Raw genomic sequence first — 12,668 nt, forward strand, 5'->3', positions numbered from 1 at the left:
CCAGTACAACCGCAATCTCTTCTACAGACTAGGAATCCCCATGAATGCCCAGACCACAGTCCCCCTGCTCCGCCAGAACGACGGCCGGGAGATCCCGCAGATAGGCCTCGGAATCTACGGACCCGACGACTCAGGAACCGCTGACGCCGTCGCCGCGGCCATCGAGATCGGATACCGCAGCATCGACACCGCCGCGCTCTATCAGAACGAGGTGGGGGTGGGTGACGGCATCCGTCGCTCGCAGATCGATCGCGCGGAGCTGTACGTCACGACCAAGCTGGCCGACGACAGCCACGGGTACGACAGTGCCCTGAGGGCGTTCGACACCAGCCTCGACAAGCTGGGCCTCGACTACGTGGACCTCTATCTCATTCACTGGCCGCTGCCGGGGGTGGACAAGTACGTCGACACCTGGCGTGCGTTCGAGAAGCTTCAGCGAGACGGACGCGCGAAGTCGATCGGTGTGTCGAACTTTCAGCCCGCTCACCTCCAGCGACTCTTCGACGAGACCGACATCAGGCCGGTGCTCAACCAGATCGAGCTGCACCCCGGCCTGCCCAACGTGGCGGTCAGGGAGTTCAACACGGCCAACGGCATCCTCACCGAAGCCTGGTCACCTCTCGGTCGCGGGCGCGTCTTCGGGAACGCCGCCCTGGAGGGAGTCGCCCAGAAGCACGGAAAGAGCGTCGCCCAGGTGGTCATCCGCTGGCAGGTCGAGCAGGGCAACGTCGTGATTCCCAAGTCGATCACGCCAGAGCGTCTTGCCGAGAACATCGACGTCTACGACTTCTCGCTCGATGACGAAGACCGAGCGGCCATCGCGACCCTCGAGAACGGGCAGCGCACGGGAGACGACCCCGACACCTACAACGGCTAGCCAGCCCCGCACGATGCCGGCTCGGGAGGTGGACCCTGCGCGTCAGCGCCGCCTCTCGAGCCGGCCGCCCCGATGGTCTAGGCGGCGCCGCCCCCGGTCATTACGATCGGTGGAGGTGCCCCTACCGAAGGAATCCGATGATCAGGAACGTAGGAACGATTCTTCTGGCTGTGGGCTTCGTTCTGCTCGCCGTGGCCGTGCTTCTGCGTGATCCGGTCGCACTCGACGCGAACATCGGCGCCGGCATCCTGTCGCTCGCCGGGCTGGCCCTCGGTGGCGTCGGCCTTGTGCTCGTGGTGATCGGTGCCGTCGTGGGTCGCCGGAGAGGGCCCGCGGGGTGAGCTCGTCGGCCGAGCCCCGCCCGCGGCCTCCCCGGCGGGGCGACGAGCTGGCGAGCATCGCCGTCGCCACGGTGATCTCGATCCTGGCGATCGTCTACGTCGTGGTTCCGGCGCTGCCCGTTCTCATCGCGTGGGAGGTCGTCGCCGTCGTCTACGTGGTGCTCGTGCTCACGAGGTTCCGGAATCGATCCACCCGCCGCGCCCCGGCAGGCAGCCGCCCGGTGCCGGCGAGAGTTCTGGAGTACCTGTCCTGGATCGTGCCGATCGCCGCCAGCGGAACCGGTGTGGCCGCCGCCGTCACGCTCCTCACCGAGGCGTCGCCGACCCCCGGTCAGGGCGGAGCGGTGCTGGTGGGCGTGCTCGGTTCGGTCGGGGTGATCGTCGCGTGGGTGCTGCTGCAGACCGGTTTCGCCGAGATCTACGAGAGCGTCTACGAGCGCCTGCCCGAAGCGAGCATGATCAGTTTTCCCGGCATCGACGACGACCCGACTCTGGGCGACTTCTTGTATCTCTCGTTCACCGTCGGCACCTCGTTCGCGGTGTCGGGGGCGACCATCGCATCCCGAAAGGTGCGGCGCGTGCTGGTGCTGCACAGCGTGACGAGCTTCTTCTACAACGCCTTTCTCATCGCGGTCGCCATACAGGTCATCCAGGGCGTCATCGCCGGCCGCTGACGCCGTCAGCGGATCTCGTAGGTGCCGTCGAGTCGCGCGCGGCCGATGACGTGCCCCGCGAGGGCGTGGAGGGTGTCATCGAGGGTGAACGGGTCGGCCAGGGTGAGGTTCTGGTCGAGGGCGAACAGCTGGAACGCGTAGGTGTGGGGCCCGTGCGAGCGGATGGGGAGAGGGCCGGAGTAGCCGCGTCGGCCGAGTCCGCCTCTGCCGTGGCGGAGTCCGGGGAGGGGGCTCGGCTGACGGAGTCCGTTCTCGGGGATGCCTGCGATCGTGGGGTCGATGCCGATCGTGAGGGCGTGCGAGGCGGGGGTGCCGAACGGCACGTCGGGGTCTTGCACGATGAGCACGAGCTCGCGGGTGCCGGCGGGCGGGGTGGTCCACTCGAGGGCGGGTGAGATGTTCTGGCCGCGGATTCTGCCGCGGTGCTTCTCGGGAATGGGCGTTCCGTGCTCGAACGCGGGGCTGGTGAGGGTGAAGTTCTCGGGGGCCAGGAGGGCGGGGTTCGCCCAGGCGAGCGTGTCGTCGCCGGCGCGGCGATTGCGCAGCAGGCGTCCGAGGGGGTTTGCGGGCACGGTCGGGTTCCTCTGCTGGTGGTCGTGGGTCGTGGGTCATGGGTGAGGCGAGCGGCGCGCGTCGGCGGGATGTCGGCGAGGTGATCAGTCTGTTCCGAGCGCGGCCCTCACGCGAGCGAGCACCTCGGCGGTGACGTCGTCGAACGGCTCGATGCGCTGTTCGGCCCGGCTCATCAGCACGGCGCCCTCGGCCGCGGCGATGAGCAGGGCGGCGAGGGCGGGGGCGCGACGCTCGGGGATGCCGCCCTCGGCCAGCAGCAGGGCGAGCTCTTCACGCCAGGTACGGAACACCGTCGCCGTGCCCTCCCGCACCTCGGCCGAGTCGGTGGAAGTCGTCACCGCGGCGACCGCGCAGCCCGCGCTGAAGTTCGTCGCCGTGAGCAGCATGCGCCAGGCGGCGAGGAAGCGTTCTGCGATCACGTCGGCGGGCTCGCCTCGCCAGGCCCGGATCAGGGCGATCGACCGGGCGCCCGACAGGGCCACGGCCTCTGACACGAGCTGGTCTTTGCCCTCAGGAAAGTGGTGGTAGATCGATCCGCGCGGGGCGCCGGTGTGCTCGAGCACGGTGGCGAACGAGGTCTGCTGCATGCCGCCGCGCGCGAGCAGGTGCACCGTTCCGTCGATCATCTGCTGACGGGTGTCCTTGGCCATCGTGACTCCTCGATCGACTCCGAGCTCCTCGCGGCGCGGATATGTGTTTCAGCATAAATCAGCTTGACTATGCAAACCTGCATAGTCCAAGCTGACACGATGGTCGTGCGACGAGAGAAGGCGAACGCGGGGCGCTGGATGCGTCGGCTCGCATTCGTGGCGACGGCGGTGCTGCTCGGGCTGGCCGCGGCGTTCGGCACCTACGGCGTGTCGGTGCAGCCCGGCGCCGCGCTCGTCGAAGCGGTGTTCGAAGCGAAACCCGAAGTGACTCCGCCGGCCGGCTTCGACGCGGTGGAGGCCGCCGTCACGGAGAGCGACCCCATCACCCTCACCTCCAGCGCGACCCCGGACGCCGGCCTCACCATCACCACGCCGGTCGGGGCGGCCGCCACCCCGGGCGCTCTGCCCGTGGTGCTGTGGATTCACGGCGGCGGCTTCATCTCGAGTTCGGCCGACACCGTTCGGGACTACGTCGTCATCCTCGCCGGTCACGGCTACCTGGTGGCGAACCTCGACTACTCGCTGGCGCCCGGGTCGCGGCATCCGGTGCCGGTGCGCCAGGCGAACGCGGCGCTCGGCTACCTCAGCAAGCATGCCGCCGACTACGGGGGCGATCCGACCCGCATCGTGCTCGGCGGCGACTCCGCCGGTGCGCAGATCGCCGGTGAGGTCGCCGCCCTGCAGACCAACCCCGCGCTGGCCGAGACGCTCGACATCGCTCCGGCACTGGCGCCGGGTCAGCTGCGGGGAGTGATCCTGTTCTGCGGCCTGTATGACCTGCGCACCGTGGCCGCCACGGGGTTCCCGGCGCTCCGCACCTACCTCTGGGCCTACACCGGATCGCGCGACTGGACCGATTACCCCGAGATCGACGCGCTCTCCACCACCGAGACGGCGACGAGCGCTTTTCCGCCCACCTTCCTCAGCGTCGGGGATGCCGACCCATTCCGCACGCAGGCGACCGAACTCGCCGCCACGCTGCAGAGCCGAGGCGTGCCGGTGACGACCCTGTTCTGGAACGGCACGCAAGACGGCCTCGGCCACGAGTACCAGTTCGACTTCTCGGTGCCGCAGGCGCAGACCGCACTCGACTCGACCCTCGATTTTCTCGGCTCTCTGGAGGGAACACCGTGACGAAAAACACCGCCACGACCAACCCCGTGACGACCAACACCGTGACGACGCCCCTCGACAGCACGCGCAAACGCCCCCTCCGGCGCGCCCTCCTCGTCGCGGCCTGGCTGCTGCTCGCCGCCGTCTCGGCCGCCGTCGCCTACACGCTGCTCGTTCTGGGCGGGCGCTGAGATGCAGATCCCACCGGGCAGCGAATACGTGGCGATGGGCAGCTCGTTCGCGGCCGGCCCGGGGCTCCGCCCCCGCAGCCCCGGCGCACCGCGTGCCTCCGGCCGTTCCGACAGCAACTACGCCCATGTCGCCGCGGCGCACCTCGGGCTGGCCCTGAACGACGTGACCTTCTCGGGCGCGACCACGACCGACATCCTCACCGCATCGGCGGGTCGGTCGGCTCAGATCGACGCGGTCACGGCTCGCACTCGCCTGGTGACCCTGACCGCCGGCGGCAACGACGTCGGCTACCTGCCCGCACTCACCCTGGCGAGCCTTCCGTGGCCCGTGCGCGACCTCGCACGGTTTCGCGATCGGGTCGCTGCGGTGACGGATGCCGCGACGACCGACGACCGGTTCGGTGCCCTGACTGCCGGCCTCACCACGATCGTGAGCGAGGTGCAGCGCCGTGCGCCCGACGCGCGCGTGGTGCTGGTGGACTATCTGACCATCCTGCCGCCCGATGACGCGTCAGGTCGGGGGCCGGATGTTCTGCGCCGCCACCGCGGCGGCGACCTGGTCGAGTGGGGGAGGGGCGTCGCCACGAGACTGACGGAGACCTTCGCGTCGGTGGCCGCGGCCGAGGGCTGCGATTTGCTCGACGTCGGTGCTCGGTCGCGGCACCACGACGCCTGGTCGGCGGAGCCCTGGACCCGCCGGTTTCACCTCACGCTGCGCGGCGGCGCGCCCTTTCACCCGAGTGCGTCGGGGATGGCTGCCGTCGCGCAGATGCTGATCGAGCGCATCCGCTGACCCGACGACGGCGGCAACGCGACGGCGGGTTCGGCGCCGCCGCTAGCTCGTCGTGAGATCGGGCCGTGGGGCAATCTGCTGGAGCGCCCACGAATTGCCGTCGGGGTCGGCGAAGTAGGCGTAGCGAACCCGCCGCCCAGGTCGGAGACCGGCGACACGTCGACACCGCGCCCCCGCAATTCGGCGCGGGCCGCGTCGATGTCGTCGACCACGAGGTGGATGCCCTGCACGGGAGCCGCGTCGGCAGCCGACATCCCGGTGCCGATGACGATCGAGCAGGCCGAACCCGGAGGCGTCAGCTGCACGATGCGCATGCCGTTGCCCGGCGACACGTCGTGCACGACGCTCGCGGCCCCCGCGGATCATCGCGATGTCGCCCGCACACGAAAGACTGACCCTCATGACTAGCTCGTCCTACCCGGTCGTCTCGGTGCTGCGCGCCCCGCACACCGGGTATCTGCTGTTCACCTCGTTGGTGGGGCGTCTGCCCGGGGCGATGGCCGCCCTGGCGATCGTGCAGCTGGTGCGTTCCACGAGCGGCGACTTCGGTTTCGCCGGGCTCGTGACCGCGGTCTACGTGGTCGCCGGCGCTGTGGGGCAACCCCTGCTCGGCCGGCTGATCGACCGGTTCGGCCAGGTCGCGATTCTGACCGTCAGCGGCATCCTGAGCTTTCTCGCGTTCACCGGCATGGCTCTGACCCTCGAGCCGGTGCCGGCCCTGGCGGTGGCGCTCGCCGCCGCGGCCGGAGTGTTCACGCCGCCGCTCGAACCGGCCCTGCGGGCGTTGTGGCCGCGACTGGTGAGCCCGGGCCCGCACCTCAAAGCGGCGTTCAGCCTGGATGCCGGCGCCCAGGAGATCATCTTCATCATCGGCCCGCTGCTCACCGTCGCCGGCATCGCCGTGTTCGGGCCGGTCGGCAACCTGCTGTTCGCCGGAGGCCTCGGTCTGGTCGGGGCGCTAGCGTTCGTCGTCAACCCCGCACCCCGTGCCGCTTCGGTTCGACGGCATCCGGATGCCGCTGCCCGCCCCCGCGTAGGCACGCCCATCCTCATTCCGGCCGTCGCCCGCATCGCCGTGTGCACGTTCGGCATCGGCGTGCCCGTCGGCGCGCTGACCATCGTCGCGACCGCTTCGGAAGTGGCGCGGAACAGCGACGGGCTCGCCGGGTGGATTCTCGCGGTCAACGCGCTCGGTGCGCTCATCGGGGCCACCGTGGTCGGCATCCGGCCGCTCGGCTCCACCCCGGCGCGCCTGCTGACCGCGTGCGGAGCTCTGCTGGCCGTCGGCTATCTGCCGCTCGCGGCGACCGCGCTGCCCACCTGGGCCTACGTCGTCGCGGCCGGCATCTCGGGCCTGATGCTGCCTCCCACGCTCGGTCAGGTGTTCGAGCGCATCGCGCAGCTGAGCCCCGCCGCCGCTCTGACGGAGGCGAACGGGTGGGTCGTCAGCGCCATGACGCTCGGCGTGGGGGCCGGCACGCTCGTCGCGGGAGCGATCGTGGGGGCCGCGGGCACCCCGGTGGTGACATGGATCGTGGTGGGCGCGTCGGCGGTCACCGCAGGTCTGGCGCTCGCCGCCCTACCAGGCCGCGCCGAGGTCGGTGAGGCGCGGTCAGACCCCGCCGCCCGCGCCGAAACCGGTTCGGTCTGAGAAGCGTCTGGCCGTCTCGATGCGCGCGTCTTGCGAGCTGTCGGGCCGGTCTGCGGGGTCGACCTTCGGGTGGTAGTCGTTGGCTCGAAGGCGGTGACACACGACGAAGAAGACCACGATGAGTGCGATCGCCAGCACTGCTGCGATCACGTCGATCCAGAACGGTTCCACGATGGGCCCCTCTCACGCTCGATGGGTGATGGTCGGTCTCCTTCGATCATCTACGGTTGTCGCGCAGGTGGGTTGAATGCACACGGGACACTCAGCCGCGTGACCGTCGCACCGCGGTAGCATTTCGGTATGACCACGAAGCTGAGCGTCAGTCTCTCCGAGAGCGATCTGGAGTTCATCGACGAGCTCGCCCGCGCGCAGTCGGGCAATCGTTCGGCCGCCATCCACGACCTCGTGCGGATTGCTCGGGAGCGCGCGGCCGTCAGCGACTACGCGAGGGCGAACGACGAGTGGATCGATTCCGGCGAGTCCCGTGCGTGGCAGGCGGCGGACGCCGACGGCCTCGCCCGGTGAGGCGAGGCCAGGTCGTCGCCGTGCGCCTCGACTCCGCTGAACCCGGAGAGGCGTCGAAGACCCGGCCGTGCCTCGTGGTCAGCAACGAAGGTGCCAATGAAGCGGCCACCATGACGGGCCGGGGAACCATCACCATCGTGCCGTTGACCACGAACGTGTCGAACGCGCGCGGCGAGTTCCAGGTGCTCGTCGTCGACGGGGAGGCCCTGGAGTCGATGGGCTTGACCAGCACGTCGAAGGTGCAGGCGGAACAGGTGCGCACGGTCTCGGTCGAGCGGGTCGCCGGCATCCGGGGCTCGGCGCCCGGGTGGGTGATGCAGCAGGTCGACCACGCGCTGCGCTTCCACCTGTCGCTCTGACGGCGTGCTGATGCACTGACGGCGTGCTGTCGCTCTGCCGACGTGCGGTCGCTCTGCCGACGTGTGGCGGGCGACGGTCGTGGCCGGCCACGGGGGAGTCCGGTCAGCGCGCGGCCCGGCGGGTGGCGTCGATGGTTCCGAGCAGGGCGAGGGCGTCGGCGCTCGATGATCCCGCGGGAGCGGTGGCGACGGTGAGCTGCTGGCCCGGGGCGTCGCGCACGTCGAGGGTCTGGTAGGTCAGTTCCAGTCGGCCGACCTCGGGGTGATCGATGATCTTCTCGGTGATGTTCAGCCCGGCGACGGTGTGATCGGCCCACAGTGACCTGAAGTCTGCGCTGTTCTGCTGCAGGCGTTCCACCAACGGCGGCACAGCGGGATGCGGGGCGGCGAAGCCCGCCGCGAATCGCAGTGCGCTGACCGAGGCCCGGGCCACGACGTGCCATTCCACGAAGTAGTCGCGCGCCGAGGGCTCCAGGAAGATGTATTCGAGCCCGCCCGCCGCGAGCTGCGTCGGACCGAGCAGCGCACGGGCCGTGGCGTTGGTGGCGATGACGCGGAAGGCGGGGTCGACCACGTAGGCCGCCGCTCCGGGGAACGCATCCATCAACTGCAGCAGCTCGGCGCTCACCTCAGCCGGCGGCGGCTCGAACCGCGGGGCGAGCCGAGCCAGCCGATAGGCGTGTTGACGGGCATCCGGGCTCAGCTTCAGCGCAGTGCTGAGGGCGTCGACCACCTGGGCCGACGGCGTGCGCTCCCGGCCCTGCTCGAGGCGGGTGTAGTAGTCGACGCTCACGCCGGCGAGCACGGCGACCTCTTCGCGGCGGAGGCCACCGACGCGGCGTCCTGCGATCTGGGGCAGGCCGACCGCCGCCGGGGTGACGCGGCCGCGCTGCGCTCGCAGAAACTCTCCGAGGGCGTTGGGCTGGTCGGTCATGCCTTCACGTTAGCCGCTGCCGGTGAGCCGAGGCAGGGTGCGGTGCACCCCCGGTGGGCCGCCCTTCTTCGCGCCGCGGTGCCCTCCCAGACTGGGATGCATGCAGACACCAGACATCCAAGCCCCAGCCATCCAAGCCCCAGACGTCCAAGCCCCGGACACCCACGCCGCCGTCATCGCCGAGTGGATCGAGGCGGCGAACGCGTTCGATCTCGACCGCTACCTGAGCTTCTTCACCGACGACGCGATCTTCGACGACCCCTCCGTCGGCCGCGCCTTTCCGGGCAGGAGCGGCATCGCGGAGTACTTCACCTCGTACTTCGTCGGCTACGACACCCGCACCCGCCTGGTCGCGCTCGAGGCGCGGGGCGAGAAGGTGCACGTCGACGTGGAGTTCACCGGCACCTTTCCCGGGGGCCGCATCGGAGGCACCTTCGACCTGACGTTCGCCGGCGGCCGCATCGAGCACGTGCTCGCCGATCTGAGTCACTGAGGGGGCGCTCCCGCGACGCGCTCGCCGTCGCCGCTCAGCTCCACCGCCGACCGCACGCCGCGCACGTATGACGCGGGTTGCTCCCAGGCCGCGAAGTGCCCTCCCGCGGAGAACTCCTGCCACTCCCACACGGTGAAGAAACGATCCGCGAACTCGCGCGGAGCGTTCACCAGATCGCGTGGGAACACCGTGAAGGCGGCCGGCGCCGGGATGCGCCCCCAGGGCTTGATGCCGCCCTCGGCATACGGGGTGAAGGAGGTGCCGATGCTGTCGGTCACCCAGTAGGCGGTGATCCAGGTGAGCAGCTCGTCGCGGGTGAACACCGACGCGAGGTCACCGCCGTTGTCGGTCCACGAGCGCAGCTTCTCGAGAATCCAGGCCGCGAGACCCGCCGGGGAATCTCCGAGGGCGGCGGCGATCGTCTGCGGCTTCGTGGACTGCTCGTGCATGTAGCCGCCCTCGGCGGCCTGCCAGTGGTGCCCGTGACGCACGTACTCCTGCTCGGTTCGAGACAGGTCGTCGGGTGGGTCGACGAGAAAGTGGTACTGCGAGACGTCGGTGAGGTGCAGCGCCGACACGCGCTCCGGATGCCGCGCGGCCAGCGCCTCGGCGACGTCGCACCCCACGTCTCCCGCCGAGATCAGGTAGCGGTCGTAGCCGAGCTCGGCCACGGCGTCGGCGACGGCATCCGCCATCCGCAGCGACGACAGCCCGCCCTCGGCGATCGGCAGCGCGAACGGGAACCCCGGCAGCGCGGGCACGATCACGTTCAGGTCGGTCAGCAGCGGCAGCACGCGCTCGAACCGCAGCACCGAGTCGGGCCAGCCGTGCAGCAGCACCACCGCCGTCGCGGCGGGATCATCCGCCCGTTGGTGGATCGCCCGCAGCGGCCGGTGCTGCCCGGCCTGCACCCAGGGCAGGCTCCGGATGCGCCGCTCGTGCACCGCCCAGTCGTAGTCGGTCGCCCAGTAGGCGACGAGGTCGCGGAGGTAGTCGGCGTCGACGCCGCGGCTCCAGGGGGCGGCATCCGCTGTCGCGACCGTGCGGAAGCGGCTGAGGCGCGACCGGAGGTCGGCGAGGACCGAGGCGGGGGTAGCCGGCGGCGCCGAAGAGGGCGAGGTCATCCGGCGGTCAGGCGTCGTGTGCGGGGATCTTGTCGTAGAGCCCGATCAGGTTGCCCTCGGAGTCGCGCACGTAGACCCAGCGCGAGTTCTCGTCGAGCGGCTGGATGTCGCCCAATTGCTCACCGCCGTTCTCGACGACGAGGGCGATGGTGTCTTCGATGCGATCCACCGTCATGACGACGGTCGGATGCGGCGCGGCGCCGCGCAGATGCAGGTCGCCGTCGATGCCGCCGCCGGTGCGCAGCATGCCCATCTCGTCGCCCCAGGGTTCGTAGCCGAAATCGAACACCGCCCGATAGAAGGCGCTCGCCCGGGCGATGTCGTCGACGGGAATCTCGAAATGCTCCACGGATGCCATGCTCGATTCTCGCGAGCGGCGGCGCCGGGGGTCAAGGCTTCTGACACCGAGGGCAGCACTCAATGCGGCGACCACCCTGAGATTGGGGGCAGCGACCGCTCCTCGTTGTCCCTAGTGTTCAGGTGTCGGCCTCACCTACAGGAGTAGACCAGTCATGCCCAAGCTCTTCACCGTCATCACGACCGCCGTGCTCGCGACCGTCGTGCTCTGCCTCGGCGCCCCGATGGCCGCCAACGCGCAAGGTCCGGCTGCTCCCTCGCTCGCCCCGAACGGGAATGTGCCGGTGCGTCTCGCGCCCGCACCGACGTTAGGGCCGCGCGACTGGGTGGCGCCGGCGATCACCGACCTGAGCTTCGTGAGCACCGACACGGGCGTCACCGTGGAGTTCGACTACGCCTCGGTGCCGAGCCCCACGATCCCCGATCTCTTCTACGGCGGCGACGTGACCTTCCTCGCGTTCGAAGGAACTGCTGACACCCCCGTGCGCCCCAGCCCCGTCATCGGCTCACAACCCGAGTTGCAGGAATGGCTCGATCTTGATCTCGCCGCGCAGTCGCCGACCCGTGAGACCGGTCACTTCACCGGATCGTTCCCCCTCGACCGCTCGAAGTCGCTCGTCGTCGCGCTCTACCAACTCGAGAGCTGTGACAACGTGCCGGGAGCAGGAGTGGGCTGTGGCGGGTCGGATCGATTGTTCGCAAGCGGGGTGCTCGACGACGCCGATGACGACGGCAGGATCGTCGACCGGGTGTCGGGTGCCGACCGATTCGAGGTCGCGGTGAACATCTCGAAGCTCGCGTATCCGCAGACGGCCGACGTGGTGTTCGTCGCCACGGGCGCCAACTACCCCGACGCGCTGTCGGCGGGTCCTGCCGCAGCGAAACTCGGTGGGCCGCTGCTGCTCACGACCACCGACTCCCTGTTGCCGCAGGTGGAGGACGAGATCGAACGCCTCGACCCCGATCAGATCGTCGTGGTCGGCGGCGTCAACTCGATCGCGCCCGCGGTCTTCGACAAGCTGAAGGCGATCCAGCCCGACACCGTGCGGATCGGTGGCGCGGACCGCTACGAAGCCTCCCGCAACCTGGCCGACTTCGCCTTCGGGGAATCCGGTGCGAGCACCGCGTATGTCGCGACCGGCGTGAACTTCCCCGATGCCCTCAGCGCGGGTCCGGCGGCAGCCACCCGAGGGGGCCCGGTGGTTCTCGTCGCCGGTGGGTCGCCGACGCTCGACGCGGCGACGGCGTCCACGCTCACCGACCTGCATGTCACCGACGTGGTGATCGCGGGAGGCCCGAACTCGGTCAGCGCGGGCATCGAGACGGGGCTGAAGACGATCGCCACCGTGGCGCGGGACGGCGGTGCAGACCGGTTCGCGGCATCCGTGAACATCAACACGCGCGCCTTCCCGACGGCGTCCCGGGCGTTCCTGGCCACGGGCCTGAAGTTCCCCGACGCGCTCTCCGGTTCGGCGTGGGCCGGGGCGATCGATGCACCGCTCTTCGTGTCGAACACGGCATGCGTGCCGTCCGCTGCTCTCGCCGCGATCGATGGCGAGGGCGTCACGCACGTCACCCTCCTCGGCGGCACGGCCACCCTCACCTCGAGCGTTCAGGCGCTCACTCCGTGCGGATGACCAGAACGAGGATGGCCCGGGAGCGAGTGGCCGAACGCGGGTGGCCCGAACGCGGCTGACCTGAACGCGGCAGAAGCGGCGATTCAACGGCTGAACACGATCCGGTGCGGGGTCGTGCCCTGAGTCAACCGATGCGGTCGAAGATCCTGTCCAGGGCCTTGAGTTCGGACTGCACCCGGGTCTTGATCCGCTGGAAGAGGTTCGCGCGAGGGGTGCGGCGACGCGCCAGGTGGATGCGGGGGTAGACGGTCACTTCGAACTCTCTGCTGGGTGGTGCGGAGTCCCGGTCGGGCTGCACAGGGTGCGCCCGACCGGGCGGGTTCGCCGAACGGGTGGGGGCCTGTTTCAACGAACTCCGCTGAGCGTAGGCACGTGT

The 12,668-nt window shown here is 70.0% G+C and carries 19 protein-coding genes; 11 read left to right on the forward strand and 8 right to left on the reverse strand.

Translation table 11 applies throughout. The features are described from left to right. The first annotated feature begins 40 nt into the window (after positions 1-40). The 3 genes from N1032_RS14845 (at position 41) to N1032_RS14855 (ending at position 1,892) form a co-directional block, all read left to right on the forward strand. A complete protein-coding gene (locus tag N1032_RS14845; RefSeq protein ID WP_259539928.1) occupies positions 41-877 on the forward strand; it encodes an aldo/keto reductase in 837 nt (278 codons plus the stop codon). Positions 878-1,014: 137 nt separating this feature from the next. Next, on the forward strand, positions 1,015-1,218 hold the full coding sequence (locus N1032_RS14850; protein WP_259539929.1) for a hypothetical protein: 204 nt from the start codon (positions 1,015-1,017) through the stop codon (positions 1,216-1,218). Next, the gene (locus N1032_RS14855; protein WP_259539930.1) at positions 1,215-1,892 is read left to right on the forward strand and encodes a DUF1345 domain-containing protein; all 678 of its coding nucleotides are present in this window, start codon (positions 1,215-1,217) and stop codon (positions 1,890-1,892) included. Before N1032_RS14850 ends, N1032_RS14855 begins: the two co-directional genes overlap by 4 nt. 5 nt (positions 1,893-1,897) lie before the next feature. Here the strand turns inward: N1032_RS14855 and N1032_RS14860 are convergent, their stop codons facing one another. Both N1032_RS14860 and N1032_RS14865 read right to left on the reverse strand, forming a co-directional pair. Beyond that, positions 1,898-2,464, reverse strand: a complete 567-nt coding sequence (locus tag N1032_RS14860) for a YbhB/YbcL family Raf kinase inhibitor-like protein (RefSeq protein WP_259539931.1) — start codon at positions 2,462-2,464, stop codon at positions 1,898-1,900. An 84-nt stretch (positions 2,465-2,548) separates the two neighbouring features. Beyond that, entirely contained in the window at positions 2,549-3,115 is a 567-nt protein-coding gene (locus tag N1032_RS14865; protein WP_259539932.1) for a TetR/AcrR family transcriptional regulator, read from the reverse strand. A gap of 99 nt (positions 3,116-3,214) precedes the next feature. Here N1032_RS14865 and N1032_RS14870 point away from each other — a divergent pair, with 99 nt between their 5' ends. Genes N1032_RS14870 through N1032_RS14880 form a run of 3 tightly spaced genes read left to right on the forward strand, consistent with a single transcriptional unit; the run spans position 3,215 to position 5,212 of the window. Further along, entirely contained in the window at positions 3,215-4,249 is a 1,035-nt protein-coding gene (locus N1032_RS14870; RefSeq protein ID WP_259539933.1) for an alpha/beta hydrolase, read from the forward strand. Beyond that, positions 4,246-4,419 (forward strand): hypothetical protein, encoded by a 174-nt coding sequence (locus N1032_RS14875; RefSeq protein WP_259539934.1) that lies wholly within the window; start codon positions 4,246-4,248, stop codon positions 4,417-4,419. Before N1032_RS14870 ends, N1032_RS14875 begins: the two co-directional genes overlap by 4 nt. A 1-nt stretch (position 4,420) precedes the next feature. Beyond that, positions 4,421-5,212 (forward strand): SGNH/GDSL hydrolase family protein, encoded by a 792-nt coding sequence (locus N1032_RS14880; RefSeq protein ID WP_259539935.1) that lies wholly within the window; start codon positions 4,421-4,423, stop codon positions 5,210-5,212. On the opposite strand, the gene N1032_RS14885 is transcribed toward N1032_RS14880, so the two are convergent. Continuing rightward, on the reverse strand, positions 5,152-5,553 hold the full coding sequence (locus tag N1032_RS14885; RefSeq protein WP_259539936.1) for a VOC family protein: 402 nt from the start codon (positions 5,551-5,553) through the stop codon (positions 5,152-5,154). The two genes, N1032_RS14880 and N1032_RS14885, sit on opposite strands and share 61 nt — an antisense overlap. A 59-nt stretch (positions 5,554-5,612) precedes the next feature. Between N1032_RS14885 and N1032_RS14890 the strand changes: the two genes are divergently transcribed. Beyond that, positions 5,613-6,863, forward strand: coding sequence for an MFS transporter (locus N1032_RS14890; protein ID WP_259539937.1), 1,251 nt, complete (start codon positions 5,613-5,615; stop codon positions 6,861-6,863). On the opposite strand, the gene N1032_RS14895 is transcribed toward N1032_RS14890, so the two are convergent. After that, on the reverse strand, positions 6,825-7,034 hold the full coding sequence (locus tag N1032_RS14895; RefSeq protein WP_259539938.1) for a hypothetical protein: 210 nt from the start codon (positions 7,032-7,034) through the stop codon (positions 6,825-6,827). The genes N1032_RS14890 and N1032_RS14895 overlap by 39 nt on opposite strands. Positions 7,035-7,163: 129 nt before the next feature. Here N1032_RS14895 and N1032_RS14900 point away from each other — a divergent pair, with 129 nt between their 5' ends. Together N1032_RS14900 and N1032_RS14905 are read left to right on the forward strand one after the other, a co-directional pair. Next, the gene (locus N1032_RS14900; RefSeq protein ID WP_259539939.1) at positions 7,164-7,388 is read left to right on the forward strand and encodes a ribbon-helix-helix domain-containing protein; all 225 of its coding nucleotides are present in this window, start codon (positions 7,164-7,166) and stop codon (positions 7,386-7,388) included. After that, positions 7,385-7,747, forward strand: a complete 363-nt coding sequence (locus N1032_RS14905; protein ID WP_259539940.1) for a type II toxin-antitoxin system PemK/MazF family toxin — start codon at positions 7,385-7,387, stop codon at positions 7,745-7,747. The genes N1032_RS14900 and N1032_RS14905 overlap by 4 nt, the downstream gene beginning before the upstream one ends. 103 nt (positions 7,748-7,850) lie before the next feature. Here the strand turns inward: N1032_RS14905 and N1032_RS14910 are convergent, their stop codons facing one another. Then, positions 7,851-8,681, reverse strand: coding sequence for a helix-turn-helix domain-containing protein (locus N1032_RS14910; RefSeq protein WP_259539941.1), 831 nt, complete (start codon positions 8,679-8,681; stop codon positions 7,851-7,853). A gap of 100 nt (positions 8,682-8,781) precedes the next feature. Here N1032_RS14910 and N1032_RS14915 point away from each other — a divergent pair, with 100 nt between their 5' ends. Beyond that, the gene (locus N1032_RS14915; RefSeq protein ID WP_259539942.1) at positions 8,782-9,174 is read left to right on the forward strand and encodes a nuclear transport factor 2 family protein; all 393 of its coding nucleotides are present in this window, start codon (positions 8,782-8,784) and stop codon (positions 9,172-9,174) included. Here the strand turns inward: N1032_RS14915 and N1032_RS14920 are convergent. Both N1032_RS14920 and N1032_RS14925 read right to left on the reverse strand, forming a co-directional pair. After that, positions 9,168-10,298, reverse strand: a complete 1,131-nt coding sequence (locus tag N1032_RS14920) for an epoxide hydrolase family protein (protein ID WP_259539943.1) — start codon at positions 10,296-10,298, stop codon at positions 9,168-9,170. The two genes, N1032_RS14915 and N1032_RS14920, sit on opposite strands and share 7 nt — an antisense overlap. A 7-nt stretch (positions 10,299-10,305) precedes the next feature. Continuing rightward, positions 10,306-10,656, reverse strand: coding sequence for a VOC family protein (locus tag N1032_RS14925; RefSeq protein ID WP_259539944.1), 351 nt, complete (start codon positions 10,654-10,656; stop codon positions 10,306-10,308). 154 nt (positions 10,657-10,810) lie between these two features. Here N1032_RS14925 and N1032_RS14930 point away from each other — a divergent pair, with 154 nt between their 5' ends. Then, positions 10,811-12,292 (forward strand): cell wall-binding repeat-containing protein, encoded by a 1,482-nt coding sequence (locus N1032_RS14930; protein ID WP_259539945.1) that lies wholly within the window; start codon positions 10,811-10,813, stop codon positions 12,290-12,292. Positions 12,293-12,416: 124 nt separating this feature from the next. On the opposite strand, the gene N1032_RS14935 is transcribed toward N1032_RS14930, so the two are convergent. Then, the gene (locus tag N1032_RS14935; RefSeq protein ID WP_259539946.1) at positions 12,417-12,545 is read right to left on the reverse strand and encodes a hypothetical protein; all 129 of its coding nucleotides are present in this window, start codon (positions 12,543-12,545) and stop codon (positions 12,417-12,419) included. Between the last annotated feature and the right edge of the window lie 123 nt (positions 12,546-12,668).

It is taken from the genome of Herbiconiux daphne, from assembly GCF_024979295.1.
Lineage (GTDB): Bacteria > Actinomycetota > Actinomycetes > Actinomycetales > Microbacteriaceae > Herbiconiux > Herbiconiux daphnes.